The 17,284-nt window shown below is 28.5% G+C and carries 14 protein-coding genes; 13 read left to right on the plus strand and 1 reads right to left on the minus strand.

Annotation, left to right across the window (positions count from 1 at the left end; all coding sequences use genetic code 11):
* The 11 genes from infB to BG_RS04080 all read left to right on the plus strand — a co-directional run bounded on the left by infB (position 1) and on the right by BG_RS04080 (position 14,425).
* Positions 1–2,652 (plus strand): translation initiation factor IF-2, encoded by a 2,652-nt coding sequence (infB, locus tag BG_RS04030; protein WP_011194094.1) that lies wholly within the window; start codon positions 1–3, stop codon positions 2,650–2,652.
* Positions 2,653–2,675: 23 nt separating this feature from the next.
* Positions 2,676–3,038, plus strand: coding sequence for a 30S ribosome-binding factor RbfA (gene rbfA, locus BG_RS04035; RefSeq protein ID WP_011194095.1), 363 nt, complete (start codon positions 2,676–2,678; stop codon positions 3,036–3,038).
* 2 nt (positions 3,039–3,040) lie between these two features.
* A complete protein-coding gene (gene truB, locus BG_RS04040; protein ID WP_011194096.1) occupies positions 3,041–3,889 on the plus strand; it encodes a tRNA pseudouridine(55) synthase TruB in 849 nt (282 codons plus the stop codon).
* Between the two features lie 169 nt (positions 3,890–4,058).
* Positions 4,059–4,325 (plus strand): 30S ribosomal protein S15, encoded by a 267-nt coding sequence (rpsO, locus tag BG_RS04045; RefSeq protein ID WP_004793474.1) that lies wholly within the window; start codon positions 4,059–4,061, stop codon positions 4,323–4,325.
* A 14-nt stretch (positions 4,326–4,339) separates the two neighbouring features.
* Positions 4,340–6,505, plus strand: coding sequence for a polyribonucleotide nucleotidyltransferase (gene pnp / locus BG_RS04050; RefSeq protein WP_044007938.1), 2,166 nt, complete (start codon positions 4,340–4,342; stop codon positions 6,503–6,505).
* 7 nt (positions 6,506–6,512) lie between these two features.
* Positions 6,513–8,024, plus strand: a complete 1,512-nt coding sequence (locus BG_RS04055; RefSeq protein WP_044007964.1) for a ligand-binding sensor domain-containing protein — start codon at positions 6,513–6,515, stop codon at positions 8,022–8,024.
* The gene (locus BG_RS04060) at positions 7,999–9,288 is read left to right on the plus strand and encodes an LptF/LptG family permease (RefSeq protein WP_011194099.1); all 1,290 of its coding nucleotides are present in this window, start codon (positions 7,999–8,001) and stop codon (positions 9,286–9,288) included. Before BG_RS04055 ends, BG_RS04060 begins: the two co-directional genes overlap by 26 nt.
* Entirely contained in the window at positions 9,285–10,352 is a 1,068-nt protein-coding gene (locus BG_RS04065) for an LptF/LptG family permease (RefSeq protein ID WP_011194100.1), read from the plus strand. The genes BG_RS04060 and BG_RS04065 overlap by 4 nt, the downstream gene beginning before the upstream one ends.
* A 29-nt stretch (positions 10,353–10,381) precedes the next feature.
* Positions 10,382–11,509 (plus strand): tRNA guanosine(34) transglycosylase Tgt, encoded by a 1,128-nt coding sequence (tgt, locus tag BG_RS04070; protein ID WP_011194101.1) that lies wholly within the window; start codon positions 10,382–10,384, stop codon positions 11,507–11,509.
* A complete protein-coding gene (murJ, locus tag BG_RS04075) occupies positions 11,502–13,022 on the plus strand; it encodes a murein biosynthesis integral membrane protein MurJ (RefSeq protein WP_011194102.1) in 1,521 nt (506 codons plus the stop codon). Before tgt ends, murJ begins: the two co-directional genes overlap by 8 nt.
* Positions 13,019–14,425 (plus strand): HEAT repeat domain-containing protein, encoded by a 1,407-nt coding sequence (locus BG_RS04080; protein ID WP_011194103.1) that lies wholly within the window; start codon positions 13,019–13,021, stop codon positions 14,423–14,425. Before murJ ends, BG_RS04080 begins: the two co-directional genes overlap by 4 nt.
* A 25-nt stretch (positions 14,426–14,450) precedes the next feature.
* Here the strand turns inward: BG_RS04080 and coaBC are convergent, their stop codons facing one another.
* Entirely contained in the window at positions 14,451–15,623 is a 1,173-nt protein-coding gene (gene coaBC, locus BG_RS04085) for a bifunctional phosphopantothenoylcysteine decarboxylase/phosphopantothenate--cysteine ligase CoaBC (RefSeq protein WP_044007939.1), read from the minus strand.
* Between the two features lie 116 nt (positions 15,624–15,739).
* Between coaBC and BG_RS04750 the strand changes: the two genes are divergently transcribed.
* Positions 15,740–15,892 (plus strand): YhdT family protein, encoded by a 153-nt coding sequence (locus BG_RS04750; RefSeq protein ID WP_231929927.1) that lies wholly within the window; start codon positions 15,740–15,742, stop codon positions 15,890–15,892.
* A gap of 57 nt (positions 15,893–15,949) precedes the next feature.
* The gene (gene panF / locus BG_RS04090; RefSeq protein WP_011194105.1) at positions 15,950–17,284 is read left to right on the plus strand and encodes a sodium/pantothenate symporter; all 1,335 of its coding nucleotides are present in this window, start codon (positions 15,950–15,952) and stop codon (positions 17,282–17,284) included.

The following is a 17,284-nucleotide window of genomic DNA, read 5'->3' on the forward strand; positions in this document are numbered from 1 at the left end:
TTGTCGGAAAATATTGATGATATTAAAAATGAAGATAGCAAAAAGATTAAGATTATTAAGCTGAGAAAGAAGGTAGTAAAGATCGTAACGCATAACGATTTAAACGGTAAAAATAATTCAAATAGTTCTATTAATTTAGATAAGCATAACAATAAAGTTGAATATTCGCAAAATAGAGACAATAGAGCTGGTGGGTATTCACAAAATAGAGATAATAGAACTGGTGGGTATTCACAAAACAGGGATAATAGAACTGGTGGGTATTCACAAAATAGAGATAATAGAACTGGTGGGTATTCACAAAATAGAGATAATAGAACTGGTGGGTATTCACAAAATAGAGATAATAGAACTGGTGGGTATTCACAAAACAGGGACAATAGAACTGGTGGGTATTCACAAAACAGGGACAATAGAACTGGTGGGTATTCACAAAATAGAGATAATAGAACTGGTGGGTATTCACAAAATAGAGATAATAGAACTGGTGGGTATTCACAAAATAGAGATAATAGAACTGGTGGGTATTCACAAAATAGAGATAATAGAACTGGTGGGTATTCACAAAATAGAGACAGTTTTCCCTCTCAATATCAAGTGTCGACAAAGAAAACATATGTTGGCAAAAATACTTCTCAAAATAAATATACTACTACTCCCATGTCTTTTAGAAGAGTTATAAAAGCCAAAGTTCCCTCTATTGTTAGCAGCGCATCGTCAGTAGATTCTGAGAATATCAAAGAGTTAAATCGTAAGCTTGGTGAGAAGAAAAAACAACAGCAAGAAAGTCAAAAAAGCTATAAGAGGAAAAAAGCAGAAACTGAGAGCAAAACAATTGAGCAAAAGGTTTTTGAACAACTTCAAAAAAAGAAAAGAGAAAATTTAGCCAATCCTATTCCAAAATCAATTGACATTATGGGTAGCATTACTGTTTCTGATCTTGCAAGAAAGATGAATTTAAAATCTTCTGATTTGATTGCCAAATTAATGGCTTTGGGCGTAATGGTGACTATTAATGAAAAGATAGATTCTGATACGGCAACTATTTTAGTTGAAGAATATGGTTCAAAAGTCAATGTTGTTTCTATTTATGACGAAACGTTTATAGAAGAAGAAGTGGAGGATCAGAGCAAAAGAATTGAAAAGCCCCCTGTTATTACAATAATGGGTCATGTTGATCATGGTAAAACAAAGCTACTTTCTGTGCTTCAAAATATAGACATAAATCAAACAGAGTCCGGTGGTATTACTCAACATATTGGAGCTTATACTATTGTTTATAATGGTCGAGAAATAACATTTTTAGATACTCCTGGTCATGAAGCTTTTACTATGATGAGAAGTCGTGGGGCTCAAGTTACAGATATTGTTGTTCTTGTTGTGTCGGCAATTGATGGTGTTATGCCTCAAACTATTGAGGCTATTAATCATGCGAAAGAAGCAAATGTTCCGATTATTGTTGCTATAAATAAGATTGATTTACCAGATTCAAATCCTGATAAGGTTAAGCACCAGCTTTCAGAATACGACTTGGTACCTGAGGATTGGGGAGGAGATACTATTTTTGTGTTGATTTCTGCTCTTAAAAATATAGGAATTTCTGAACTTCTTGATATGATTCTTTTGCAGTCAGATATGATGTTATTAAAGGCAAACCCATCTAAAAGAGCTATTGGGAAAGTACTTGATGCCAAGATTGATTTGGGGCGCGGAATAGTTTGTTCTGTTATTATTGAGGATGGAACCCTTTATATAGGGGATTCCTTTGTAGGTGGAGTGTGCTATGGTAAAGTTAAGGCATTAATTAGTGACAAGGGTGTTTCTGTTAAGAGCGTTGGCCCCGCTAAAGCTATTAGTGTTTTAGGATTTTCTTCAATGCCTCAGGCTGGGGATCCTTTTCAAGTAACTAAAACTGAAAAAGAAGCAAAATTGATCAGTTCAAAAAGACAGGATCTTAAAAAATATGAATCTTCTAAAAATGTAAAGAAAGTTACTATGTTAAATCTTTATGATTCAATCAAGGAAGGAGCACTTAAAGAGCTTAAAATAATTTTAAAAGCAGATGTTCAAGGCTCAGTTGAAGCTTTAAAAAATTCTCTTGAAAAATTAACAAATGATGAGGTTCGAGTAAGAGTTGTTCATTCATCAGCAGGCGTAATAACCGAAACAGATATTAGCTTTGCTTCAGCAAGCGATGCTATTGTTATTGGATTTCATGTAAGACCTACTTCAAAAGCCCAGATACTTGCAGATCAGGAAAAAGTTGAGATTAGAAAGTATAATGTTATTTATGATGCTATAAGTGATGTTAAGTCAGTTCTTGAGGGGATGCTTGAACCAGATGTTGAGCAGCAATTTATTGGTTTTGCTGAAGTAAGGGCTGTAATCAATGTCCCTAAAGTTGGGGTAATAGCTGGTTGCTATGTTTCTCGGGGAATAATAAAACGAGATGCGATTACTAATGTGATGAGAGACGGTTTGCAGATTCATTCTGGTAAAATTTCATCTTTAAAGCGATTTAAAGATGATGTTAAAGAAGTTGCTGAGCAATATGAGTGTGGTATTATGATTGATAACTATGCTAATATTAAGGAAGGAGATATAATTGAAGCATTTGAGGTAAAAAAGATAAAAAAAACTTTTAAAACTTAGTATTGCTTTATTTATATGTGTTTATGTATAAGAATATAAAAAAGTTTAAACTTGAGAGTTTTATTGCTCAAGAAATTGGCAATTTAATAGTGAGTAGAGGAATTAAAGATCCCAGAATTCATTCATTTTTAACCGTGGTTAAAGTAGAATTTTCAAAAGATTTAATAAATGCTAAAGTGTTTATGGGTTCGATTAAGGAAGGCGCTTCTTTGGATAATGCAGTTAAAGCTTTAAATAATGCTAAGGGATTTATTCAAAGTCAAATTATTAAGCGAATTAAAGTTAGAAGTACTCCTAAATTATTATTTGTTAAGGATGATTCTCTTTCTAAATCATTTTATGTTAATAAAATCATTGAAGGATTAAATACTACAAGAGAGAATTAAATTTGGAAAATGGATTCCTTTTAATTAACAAAGAACAAGGCAAAACTTCTTTTGAAACTCTTTTTCCTATAAAAAAATATTTTAATACAAATCATGTTGGGCATGCTGGTACACTTGATAAATTTGCGAGTGGAATTTTAATTGCTCTTGTAGGGAAATATACGAAGCTTGCAGGCTATTTTATTTCTTTGGATAAAGAGTATGTAGCAGAATTTAGATTTGGATTAGAAACAGATACTCTTGATTCAAATGGAAGAATAGTTAATAAAGCGGATTATATCCCTAGTGTAGAGGATATAGATTTAAAGCTTAAAGACTTTGTGGGTGAGATTTATCAAAGCCCTCCTAGATTTTCTTCTATTCATATTGATGGTATCAGGGCTTATAAACTTGCTTTAAATGGAAAGTTTTTTGAAATTAAAAAACGAAGAGTAAATGTCTATGATATCCAAAGATTAAGCTACGATTTTAGTTCTTCTTCGCTTAGTTTGAAAATTACTTGTTCAAAAGGTACTTATATTAGGAGTATTGCAAGAGATTTGGCTTATTCTTTAAATTCTTGCGCATATGTTAGTAATTTAAAAAGAACCAAAATAGGTATGTTTAGATTAAAAGATTCTACATTGTGTAAAAATTTGAGTAAATCTTCCTTAATTAGTTTAGAATCTTTAAGCAGTTTTAAAAAGGTTTATATTGATTCTAGTAAAGTAAATCTTGTTAAAAATGGGGCTTACGTTGAAGTTCAAATCAATATTAATGAATTTAAGATTTTAAAATCCAGAGAAGGGGAAATATTAGCGGTCATTGAAGGAATAGGTTTTAATAAATATAAATATGTTATTATATTTTAATTTTATACTTTTTTTAAAAAATTTAATAATTTATTATTAAAAATAACCTAGAAAGGTAAATTGTTTTTGTGATTTTTAAGAAAAAATATTATAATCTATCATAGTAGTTAGTTTAAATTATAGCAAGAGGTTTGTTAGAGCTTCGCTATAATGGTATAGGAGTTGCTTTATGATAGATAAAAAGCAAAAGCAAAAAATAGTTTCTGAATTTGGGAAAAATGAAAGTGATACTGGTTCTGTTGGGGTTCAGATTGCACTTATTACAGGTAGAATAAAGTATTTAACTGAACATTTAAAGACAAATAAAAAAGATCATAGTTCAAAAAGGGGCTTGTTAAAGCTGGTAGGGCAAAGGAGAAGTTTATTGCGCTATTACCAGAAGAAAGATTTAGAAGCTTATAGAATATTGATATCTAAACTTGGTCTTAGAAAATAAAAAGAGGTTGAATTTTGAGGAAAATATTAAAGTTGAAAATAGGTAGAGACGAGTTAGTGTTTGAGACGGGATTTATGGCTAAACAGGCTAATGGATCAGTTCTTGCAACTTATGGAGGATCTTCAGTTCTTGCGACTGTTTGTTGTTCAAACAATGTTAGAGAAGATTTAGATTTTGTTCCACTTTCTGTTGAATATAATGAGAAATATTATGCAGCCGGTAAGATTCCAGGAGGATTTATTAAAAGAGAAGGAAAGCCAAAGGATAAAGAAATACTTGTTTCTAGGTTAATAGATAGGCCAATGAGACCCCTTTTTGATAAAAGATTTGGTCGAGAGATTCAAGTAATTCCTACGACTTTAGCTACAGATCAGCTCAATCCTCCTGATATTGTTGGAATGAATGCTGCTTTTACAGCAGTTTTTTTATCAGATATTCCGTTTAATGGTCCAATTGCAGCTGTTAGGATGGTTTATTTAAATGGTAAGTTTATAGTAAATCCTTCTTTTGAAGAGATTCATGATTCTGATCTTGATATTGTTGTTGCTGGAAGTTTAAATGGAATTACAATGGTAGAAGGTGGTGCTAATGAGGTTAGTGAGGATATTTTACTGTCAGCAATAGACGGTGCACATGAATATATTAAACAAATTTGCAATGCTCAAAAAGAATTTTTAGATATTGTAGGGGAGAAGGAAAAACTTCCTTTAGCTTTTGAAGAAAAAATATTTGAATTTAAGGAGGAGCTTAAGGATTTTATTTATACTGATCTTAAAGAGGCTTGTTTTGTTAAGGGAAAGCTTAATAGAGATAAGGCTATAACTTTACTGCGAAATAAATCTTATGAGCATTTTTCTTCTCTTGAGAAATTGACTGATAGTAATGAGTCTCTTTTTTATAAAGCTTTTGATGATTTTGAGAGAGAGATTGTTAGAAATTCTATTCTTAACGATAAAATTAGAACAGATGGTCGAACTCCTAATGAGATAAGAGATATTATTGCAGAAGTTGATATTTTGAGTAGAACGCATGGATCTGCGCTTTTTACAAGAGGAGAGACACAGGCTTTAGCAGTAACTACTCTTGGCACAAGCATTGATGAGCAAATAATGGATGATATTGATGGCGACAAGCGTCTTAATTTTATGCTTCATTACAATTTTCCCCCATTTTCAGTTGGTGAGACCGGTAGGCTCATGACTGGTAGGCGTGAGATTGGTCATGGTCATTTAGCCCAAAGAGCTTTAGAATCAATGGTTCCTGGAAAAAACGATTTTCCGTATACTATTAGGGTAGTTTCTGAAATTTTGGAGTCTAACGGATCTTCTTCAATGGCTACTGTTTGTGCTGGAAGCATGTCTTTAATGTCTGCAGGAGTTCCTGTTAAAAGACAAGTTGCAGGAATAGCCATGGGGCTTATTAGTGAAGGGGATAAATATGTAGTTTTGAGTGATATTCTTGGAGAAGAGGATCATTTAGGTGATATGGACTTTAAAGTGGCTGGTACAAAAAATGGAATCACTGGATTTCAAATGGATATTAAAATTGAAAATGTTACTAAGCATTTAATGAGGGATGCTCTTGAGCAGGCAAGAATAGGTAGGATGCACATACTGTCTGTTATGGATACTGTAATTTCGGATTCAAGAGTTGGTATATCCAAGTATGCTCCCAAAATTGTTCAATTGCAAATTGATATTGACAAGATATCTCTTGTAATAGGATCTACTGGAAAAACTGTTAAGGCTATAACAGATGAATTTGAAGTTAAGGTTCAAATTGAGCAAAATGGGAAAATTATTCTTTTCGGTGATGATGATTTTAAGATGCAAAAGGCTAAAGAAAGAATAGAGAGTATTGTAAGGGAACCAAAGGTAGGTGAAATTTATGAAGGAATCGTTAAAAAGATTAATAGCTTTGGAGCTTTTATTGAACTTACTCCTACAAAGGAAGGATTTTTAAGTACTCGTTTGAAATCTAGAGACAATAAGTATGGTTCTGGAAGATTTGGGACTGGTAATAGATATCCCAGATTTGGTGGTGGAGATAATATAAGAGGTAATGTAGGGTTGGTTCGCCCTCCAAAATTAGAAGAAGGTCAGCAAATTAAAGTTAAAATAATTGATATAGATAAATTTGGAAAAATTGATCTTGAAGTTGTTAGAGATAAAGATTATTAAAATTAATATGAAATTTGTTTTGAGTAATTTATTTAGAGGTTGTCTTATATGCTTTGTCTTATTTTTTTCCTGTCTTACTACAAATAAATCTATTCAAGATTCTCATATTAGTGATCTTGGAGAGAAAAAAAAAGAAGTAGTCATTGTTGGTGATGGCAGTGTTACTAATGAAAGCTCCTTTAAAAGAGACTATTTAATGGGATTAAAAGACAATGAATCTTTTTTTCTTAGCAATGCTTTTTTAAAGGAAAATAATTTTTATTTTAAAAAAGCTAGGGAAAGTTATGCCAAGAAAAATATTGGTTTGACTAATTATTATTTAAATAAAATAGTAGCTAATGAAAATCAGCATGGCAGGGAATTATTAGCTAAGGCAAATTTGTTTTTTGGATATGTGAATTATGAGAATGGTTTTTATGATCTTTCTGAATATAATTTTGACTTCTTCTTAAAAGATTATAAATATTCTCACGCTAGTTTAAGATTAGCTGAATTGAAATATCTTATTAAAGAAAAATCAGATGCAATTTCTGTATTTAAAGAGATTGATGAATTTTCTATCTCAGGTTATGATAAAGAGATTTATGCTTTTTTAAGCAATAAGCTTGGGGTAAGTCATTTAAACTTAGAATCTTTAGGATTTCTTGACAATAGCGTTTTTGATATATTTGTTTTTAATGGGAATATATTTGTAACTAATATATTGGGTGGGCTTTTAAGGTATAATATTAAAAAAAATGACTGTAGAGTCTATCTTAAAGATAAAAAAAGCATTTTTTTAAATGGTATTAAGGGTTTTTCAGATTATAATGGAACAATTTATATTGGGGGAAAAAATGTTATTTATTATATAGATGATATTGATGGCGATTTAAAGCAAATAAATGTTCCTAATAATGCTGATTTTAGCAATGTGCAAGTTTTGCTTGGTGTTAAAAATGGAATATTTGTTGGTACTTTAAATTCTGGGTTATGGTTTTATGATTTAAAAAAGTGGAAAAATATACCGCTTGGATCTAATAAAATTTCTTCAATATGCTTTGACAATTTAAAAAATTTATTGTTAGTTGGAACGGTTGACAAGGCTATTTATAGCATCAATGTTGATAATTTAAAGAAGATAGAACATTTAGATTTTTTTAGCAAAAATGATAATGAAAAAAATATTAATTTTATAAAAAGATATAAAGACAGTTATTTTATTGGAACATATGGCGGGGGTCTTTTCGAATTAAATTTAAATAAAAATAGCTATAAAAAGCACGTTATTGCCAACAATATTGATGTTAATTATTTTATGGACATGGAGATTAAAGATAAAAAGTTGCTATTTGCAACCTTTGATCATGGGTTATTGATTTATGACTCTGAAAATGAGAATTGGGATTATTTTGGACCTAATAATGGACTTCTTAATTTGAATTTAATAAAAGTTTCTAGGTTTGAAAATTATGTTATACTGGGTACTCTTAATAACGGTTTGGTTTTTGTAGATGAAAATATTAAAAAACAGTTATGAGTCTTACATAATTTCTGAATTTTTTAAATATTTTTTAATTACTTTTTTATTTTTCTTTTTCGTATTTTTTATAAATCAAATTTTATTCTTTATGAGAATACTTCTTCAAAATTATGTTCCCTTTTTAAAAGCTTTTATTTTTATCATATATTCTCTTCCTATGGTAATTGCGCTTTCTCCTCCTTTTGCTTCTTTGATTTCAGTAATTCTTACTATTCATAAATTTAAGATTAATAATGAAATTTTAGCTTTTCGTTCAATTGGGATATCAATTTTTGATTTGATTTTCCCATTTTTTAAATTAGGAATAGTTATTGTTTTTATATCTTTTATATCTAATGATATTTTACTTCCACTTGGATCTATTGGTAGGTTAAAAATTTTTAATGAAATAAAAGAAGAAGTTCCCCATTTGGTATTAAAACCCTATTCAAGTAAACAATATGGAGATTTAATTTTTGTTTCTGGTGAGAAATCGGAAAATGGTTATAAAAATGTAACTTTTTTTGATAACACTAGGCTTAAGGGATTTGATAGAATATTTATGGCAAAAAATCTTGATATTAAAAAAGAAAATTTTCAAGTTTATTTTATTTTAAATGATGTTATATCTATTGCTTTAACAGATAGCGAGAGTGGATTTTATGATTATTTTTATGCAGATAAGATGAAATATTCAATCGATCAGGTTACATTTAGTGATAGTTTTTTATTAAATTATGTAACTCCTTCGCAAATGAGCATGAGAGATGTTATAAAATTAATTAGAAAGCAAAATAATTTAATTGCAGATTCAAATATAAGAAATAATCTAGAAGGGGACTTTTTAAGTTTAAATTTTTCAAATCTTTATTTAAATCATTTATACAATCAAAACTATTATATTGATGAGTCTTATGTCTTTGAAAATTTAGACTACATATATAATTTAAATTTAAATTTTAAACCCTATCAAGATAAAAGCATGAACCAAAATTTAGCTTTGTTTAATCTTGAATTTTATCAAAAAATTAGTTTGCCACTTTCAGTTTTATTTTTCATTTTTTTAGCTTTTTCAATGGGAATGTATTCTAATAGGAAATATTCTATTATTCTTGAGCTTGTAATTTCAATTATTATTTGTGTTTTTTATTGGGTAATGTTTATTGGTGGAAAAGTTTATACTGTTCAGTATGCACCAAATCCCATTATTATTACCATTTTGCCTAATTTGATTTTAATTATTGCAGGAGCAATTCTCTTTTTGAGATTATTAAAAAAATGAAAATAGATATGCTCTTTGTAAAAAGCATCATTCTTACTTTTTTATCCATGAACTTGCTTTTCATGATTTTAATTATACTTGGCGATTTATTTGTTAATCTTCTCAGTTATCTTGAAAAGAATATTGGCTTTAAAGATATTCTTTATATTTATTATTTGTATTTGCCAAAAGCTTTCTCAGATGGAGTGGCTTTATCTTTTCTTTTTGCTATTTCCAATCTTATTGGTAATCTCTCTATGAGAAATGAAATAATAGGTCTTTTTAGTTGCGGAGTTTCACTTACCAGAATATTAAGACCAATCATTTTGATTAGTTTATTTATTTCATTTGTTCTTTTCTTTTTTGATAATTATTTAGTAATAGATACTGTAGCAAGAAGAGATCTTCTTATTAAGAATAGCATTGGTAATAGTAGATCTAGTGATAAAACTATAATAATTAGAGATCTTGCTAGAGAAATTTATAATATTAAGTCTTACGATATTAATGAGAATGCTTTTTCCAACTTAATGATTATAATTAAAGACAGTAAAGATGAGTTTCAAACAAGGTATGATATAGATAAAGCTGAATGGAAAGATAATAAATGGAGGCTTTATGGCATTAGAGAGTTTGTTAAGGTTGGTAGAAAAATCAAGGAGAATGCCTATGATATTCTTGATGGGACAGGGATTATTAAGCTAGAGCCTGATTACATAAGAACTGTGATGCTGTCATCAAAGGCATTAAATTTTACTAAACTTATTAATTGGATAAGTTTTCTCAAAAGTGAACATTTAAATTATTCTGATGCATTGTTTGATTTGTTAAATAGAGTATTCTTTTCATTTAGATTAATCCTTCTTAGCTTTACTGTTGGGTTTATTGCTCTTGCTCTTAAAAAAAATATTTTTATACTCAGTTTATTAAATAGCATTGCATTTGCTGTTGTTTATGTCATTTCTATTGTAATTTTTAATTTTTTAGCAGATCTTGGTTATTTGCATATATATGTGGCAAGCTCTTTTACAACTATATTTTTTTTGATTATCAATTTTTTTGTTTATAGGATTGTTAGGAAATAATATATATAATAATTGTTTAGGATATTTATATGTTTAGCGTAATTAAGAATGACAAACATTCTAATGCAAGGGTTGGATTTCTAAATCTTCCTCATGGCAGAGTAGATACTCCTTGCTTTATGCCAGTTGGTACTTTAGGAGCAATGAAAGGCTTAAAGCATTCTGTTCTTGAGAAGTTAAAATGTAATTTAATGCTTGCAAATACGTATCATTTATATTTAAGACCGGGCATTAAAACTATTGAAAAATATGGTGGTCTTCATAATTTTACAACTTGGAATAAAAATTTTTTAACCGATTCTGGTGGATTTCAGGTGTTTTCTCTTTCTAGTCTAAGAAAAATTGATCTAAAAGGTGTGCGTTTTAAATCTCATCTAGATGGATCTTATCATTATTTTACTCCTGAGGGAGTATTTGCTATGCAAGAAATTTTTGGCAGCGATATTATTATGCCACTTGATATTTGTAGTTCTTATGGTATTGATTATAATGAAGCCAATTTGTATACAAATATTACAACCAATTGGGCTCGTAGCACATTTAAGGCTTATAAAAACAGAAAAGAGGGATACAACGGGCTTTTATTTTTAATAACTCAGGGAAACTTTTTTAAAGATTTAAGAAAAAGAAGCATCAATGATATATTAGAATTAGACAGTCCAGGTATTGCTATTGGGGGCATTTCTGTTGGAGAACCAAGAGAAAAATATTTAGAAATTCTTGAGTATAGTTCTTTGTTAATGCCAAAAGAAAAACCAAGATATGTAATGGGTATTGGTACTCCCCATTACATACTTGATGCCATATACCATGGCATTGATATTTTTGATTGTGTTAATCCTGCAAGAATTGCTAGGCACGGGTCTCTTTTAACAGATAATGGAATAATGCGCATTAGTAGAAAAGAGTATAAAGATGATACTTCCCAGGTAGAAAAGAATTGTGGCTGTACTTTATGTACAAGATATTCAAGAGGATATTTAAGGCATTTGATAAAATCTAAAGAGCTTTTTGGAATAATTTTGGCAAGTGAGCATAATATTTACTATATGTTCCGATTGATTTCAAAGATCAGAACCGCAATTCTAAATGATAATTTTTTAAACTTTAGAACTTCATATTTAAAAAAGTATGAAGAGGAAAATTTCGATGAATAAATATGTTATTTCTACAGTTTTGGTCATGATTTCTACCTTTTTTTCAAGAATAATGGGGTTTATAAAGGTAAAGATTTTCTCTTATTATTTTGGAGCAAATCTTGATGCTGATATTTTTAACTATGTTTTCAATATTCCTAACAATTTGCGCAAAATTCTTTCAGAGGGCGCAATGACTTCAGCTTTTTTGCCTGAATTTACATGTGAAAAAAATAAATCGCACGAAAAAGCTGTTTCTTTTTTTAGAACCGTTATAACTTTTAATGTTATTGCTATTGGTTTAATTGTATTAGTCATGATTATTTTTGCAAAGCCTATTATGTATTTTCTGTCTTATTATAGGGGAGAAAACTTAATTTTTGCAAGTTCTGTATTTAGTTATTTGGTATTATATATTTTACTAATAAGTTTATCATCAATCTTCATATCTGTTCTAAATTCATATAAAATTTTTTTTATTCCTTCATTTTCACCTATTATGTTTTCTTTTGGAATAATATTGAGCATATTTTTATTTTATGGCCGTTTTGGAATATATAGTGCTGTTATTGGCGTAATTTTTGGGGGGTTTTTACAATTTCTAATTCCGTTTGTAAATTGTCTTATGATTGGTTTTGTCTTTAAGCCAACATTTTATTTTAGAGAAAAGGTATTTTTAAATTTTTTAAGTAGATGGGTTCGTATGATTTTTGGATTTTCTATTTCAATTATTACTCAGCAGATTTCATTTGCATTAGCATCTACCCTTGACATAGGAAGTGTTTCTATTCTTAGTAATGCTATAGTTTATTATCAGCTTCCTATAGGAATTTTTTATATTTCTATTGCAACGGTAATTTTTCCTAAAATGGCAGAGTATGCTGTTTTGGGAAATAATATAAAATTAAATACCCTTTTAGTGGATGGAATTAAAATTTTATTGTTAATTTTTATTCCGGTGTCTTTTTTGATGTTTATTTGGTCTGATTATATTTTAAATTTACTTCTTATGGGAGGTAAGTTTTCTATTTATGATACTCAAAAAACAGCGGGTGTTTTGAAATGTTTTCTTTTAGGTTTACTTTTTTATTCTATGTTTAGTTTTTTTCAAAAATATTATTTTTCTATTCGTGATGCAAAAACACCATTTTATTTGAGTGTTTTATTTTCTATTCTTGATATTTTACTTTCTGTTTTTGGTATTAAGCATTATGGTTTGAATGCTTTGGCATTGGCTCAATCTATTTCTTTTATGATTTGTGTAATTGTTTTTTATTTTATAATATTGAAAAGTGGAGTTAAAATTGATTTAATTGAAATTTTATTTGTTCTTCTAAAGTCAATTATTACACTTTTCCCTTTGTATTTAATTTATTTCTTTTTTGAAAAGTTTCAGTGGAATGTGGGTTTTAGTTTTAAAAATCTTTATTTTTTAATTACGGCAGGAATTGTTAGTATTTTAACTTTATTTATTTGTTATTCTGTTTTAGGAATAAATAAACTTTTTAGGTTTATTAGGAGGGATGTTTTATGAAATACTTAAATTTTTTATTTTTTTTTCTTATTTTAAATGTGTATGCTCAAAATGTCAACTCTCTAACTCCCCCCAATCCCCCTTTGTTGCCCGAAATTACAGGAAATAGGCTTGAGATAGAAAATTCCTCTAAGGGTGAGAATTATTCTAATGTTGGTTTAGATTCCAAGTATGTTAATGATACAATTCTTTATGGACTTGATAGCCAGGTTATAAGCATTATAAAAGCTCTTAAAAAATCAAGCGACAGTCAATATAATTCTCCTCTTAAAAAAAGACTTGAGAAAACCTTTAATGCCGATATTAAAAAGGAAATACTTGAATTGTTTATTTCTCTTAAGTATTCAGGAGGCATTGATACAGCAAATTATATTCTTGAGAATTATGAGAGCAAAAGATATTCAAATGCTTTATTTGGCTTAGCAATTTCGTATCTTAAGGAGTTTGATGATAAGGAAAAATTAAAAAAAACTCTTATTGAGATTCTTGAAAATAAAGAGGGCAATGTGGTATCTATTGCGGCTTATTATCTAGGGGAGCTTAATTCTCTTGAGTATTCTAAAAATATGATAGATGTTTTTGAAAAATATTCTGGAAATGATGGTGCTAGAAGAGAAATACTTATTGCTCTTGGGAAAATGGCTGCTGTTGATTATCAGAATAGAATTTATGAAATTTCGTTAGATAGTTATGAGAGTCCATCAATTAAGGCTGCTGCTATCGAAGCGTTATCATATCTTTCTCCGGATAAAGTGACTATAAATGCTGATTTATATCTTCAGAGTAATAACAATAATTTAAATGTTAAATTAGCTATTATTGCTTCTTTATCTAAAGATCCTTCTTTGAAGTCCAAAGAGATTTTACAAGGATTTTTAAGAGATTCTGATGATAATATTAGATTTAAAGCTATTAATGCAATTAAAGGACATAAGGATTCTTCAGCAAGGGATATTTTGATTTATAAGGTTAAAAGCGATCCATCTCTTAAAGTTAGGGAGGCTTCTGCTAAGGCTTTAATTGATATGGATCTTGGGGATATTGAAATTAAAAACATCATGTTTGATTTCAAGATTGATAATAGTTTTAAAATCTCAATGTTTATCTACCTTTTAGATAAGGATCCTCTAAAAGCATTGTCAATTGCTTTAGAAATTGTTAACAAAGAAAATGTTAATAGACCTTCAAATGTTTTAAAAGGTATTGCTTCAATGTTGGCTGGTAAAAAGGGTAATTTTGATAATTTTTATTCTAAAATCATTGACAGTAAAAATATTGATTTAAGGCATTTTGCATTAAAAGGAGCTATTTATAATAAATCTTCATCACTTTCTGATAAACTTAAAAAAATTAAAAGTGAAACGAACTCTGAATATATTAAAATGCTTTTAAAAGATTATTGATTATTAATAAACTGCTAAAACAGTCTTAGTACAAAATTTTTAAAATTTCTTTAGCTACTTCTGATTTTTTCATTTCTGGTAACTCTTTTGTGCTTTGTTTGTTTATTATATAGACTTTGTTTAAGCTTGAACCAAAATATTTAAGTTCATTTGCAACAATAAAGTCTAAATTTTTCTTTTTTAATTTTTCTTTGGCTTTTTGAATTAAATTTTTAGAATCATCAGCGCAAAATCCAATAACAATTTGGTTTTTAAGCTTATTATGTCCTATGTGTTGGATTATGTCAGGATTTTTTACTAATTCTACATACAATCTGTTTTTTTTGCTTTTTTTAATTTTACTATTAAAAATGTGTTTAGGCCTAAAATCGGCAACAGCTGCAGTTCCAATTATTATTTCAAATTTATTGTATATTTTTAGAACCTCTCTATACATTTCCATTGCAGTTTGTATTTTTATAATATTGGCCCCTTCAGGTCCATTTTCATTAGTTGGCCCTGTAATAATTGTAACCCAAGCTCCTAGCTTTATAGCCTCTTTTGCCAAACAAAATCCCATTTTCCCTGTTGATGTATTTGAAAAATAGCGAATTGGGTCTATTAATTCTTCAGTTCTGGATGCTGTTATAAGTATTTTTTTGTTTTTTAGGTAATCTTTTTGATTAAATTCGTTCAATATTGGTTTTATAATTTTGGCTTCATTTTTAAGGCGCCCTAAAGCATTTGATGAGCAAGCCAAAAATCCTTTATCAGGCTCAATGAATTTATAATGATAATTTTTAAGCTTTTTTATATTTTCTTTTAAAATAGGGTTTGAATACATTGCGCTATTCATTGCTATTGCAAAATAAGTAGGAGCTGTGCTTGCAGATATTATTGTAGTTAATGCATCATTAGCAATTCCTGATGCAATTTTAGATATTGTATTGTAAGTAGCAGGAATAATAAGAATTAGGTGAGCCCATTTTGCAATTTTTATATGTTCAACCTCATTATGGTCTAAATCCCATAAATTAGTAATTATTTTGTTCTTAGAAATGGTCTCTAAAGTTAATGGAGTAATAAATTTAGTTGCATTTTTTGTCATTACAACTTTGACGCTGTATCCTAATTTGACCAAACTAGAAACTATGTAAACTGACTTGTAAGAGGCTATGCCCCCACATATACCAATTAATATATGTTTATTTTTATGCATATAATGTATATTATATAATATACATTATATTTGAATGTATAAATTTTGATATTCTTTTGCTAAGGTTGTTTTAGATGAGAAATAGGATTCTGTACGCTATATTATTGTATATTTGTATGTTTTTCTTATGGTGTTGTTGTGCCTATTTTATAAATACATCAGCTACTATATTTAATATTCCTTTATGGTTTTTTTTATCAGGAATTTTGTTTCCCAGCATAAATTTTTTTTTGGTTTGTTTTTTTATTTTAGTAATTAGCAAGACTTGATACATTATTAATAATTTTTTATTTTTATATTTTTAAAAAAGAAATAGAGGTAATTTCTTGTTATTAAATAAATACTTTCTTGCAAATCGAAATATTAATTTTATTGTTATGGCCTTGCTATTTTCTTCCAACTATATTAGTGCTAGTAGTTTTATTTCTGGTCCTTCTGCTGTTTATAAGTATGGGCTATCTTTTATATTATTAGCTGTTATACAAATTCCTACAACTTTAATTGCTTTTATTATTGTTGGTGAGAGATTAAATCGTGAATCGAAAAAAATTAATGCAATAAATATTATTGATTATATTAGATATAGATATGAAAGTGATTTTTTGGCGTTAATAAGTGGATGTGTATTAATTTTTTTTTTAATGTTTTTGATTTCTGCCCAATTAATAGGTGGTGCCAAGCTTATAGAAGTTTTTTGGGATATTAATTATGCAGTTGGTCTTTTACTTTTTGCCCTATTAGTTTTTATTTATGTATTTTTTGGTGGATTTAAGGCAGTAGCTTATACGGACTTGATTCAAGGATTTTTAATGCTCGTTTCATCTGTTATTTTGTTTTCCAAAATGTTGGATTTGGGAGGTGGTATTAATAATTTGTTCAAGACAGCAGCGTCTAGTTTAGATAAAAACCTATTACTACCTTCGAATATTGATATAAAACCACAATATATAATTTCTTTTTGGATATTAATAGGGATAGGAATATTAGGACAACCTCAGATTATTAATAATTTTATAGCATTTAAAGATGGGAATGCTATAAAATTATCGCTTCCCATTTCTACTTTTATTATCAGCTTTTTAATTGTTTTGATGCATTTAATAGGGTTTTTTGCGATTATTCTTTTTCCAGATTTAAATCCAAATGATAAAGTTGTTTTAAATGTAGCTTTAAAAGTTTTAAATCCTTTTTCTTGTTTTATTTTTTTTATGGGACTTTTATCTGCAATAATGTCCACAGTAGATTCAAATTTATTATTAATAACATCTGTTTTAATAAAGTCAATATTTATTTATAAAAAAGATTTAAAAGAAGATTTAAAGGTTGGTAGAGTGATAATGATTTCCAATGTTTTTTTTATTTTAATAATACTTGTATTTTCTTTCCTTCCTCCCAATTTTTTATTCTTTGTTAATATTTTTGCTTTTGGAGCTTTAGAAGTTTCATTTTTTCCCATCATTGTTTTTGGACTTTATTTAAATTTTGCAAGCAAAATAGCAGCATTTACTTCTATGTTTTTAGGTTTGATATTTTATTTGTGTATTTTATGCTTTGGTTTTAATATTTGGTTTTTTCACCCTGTTTTTCCATCATTTTTTGTCTCTATATTTACATTTTTAATAGTTAATTTTTTTTGTAAAAAATATAGCAAAGTTTATTAG

The organism is Borreliella bavariensis PBi (assembly GCF_000196215.1).
Lineage (GTDB): Bacteria > Spirochaetota > Spirochaetia > Borreliales > Borreliaceae > Borreliella > Borreliella garinii.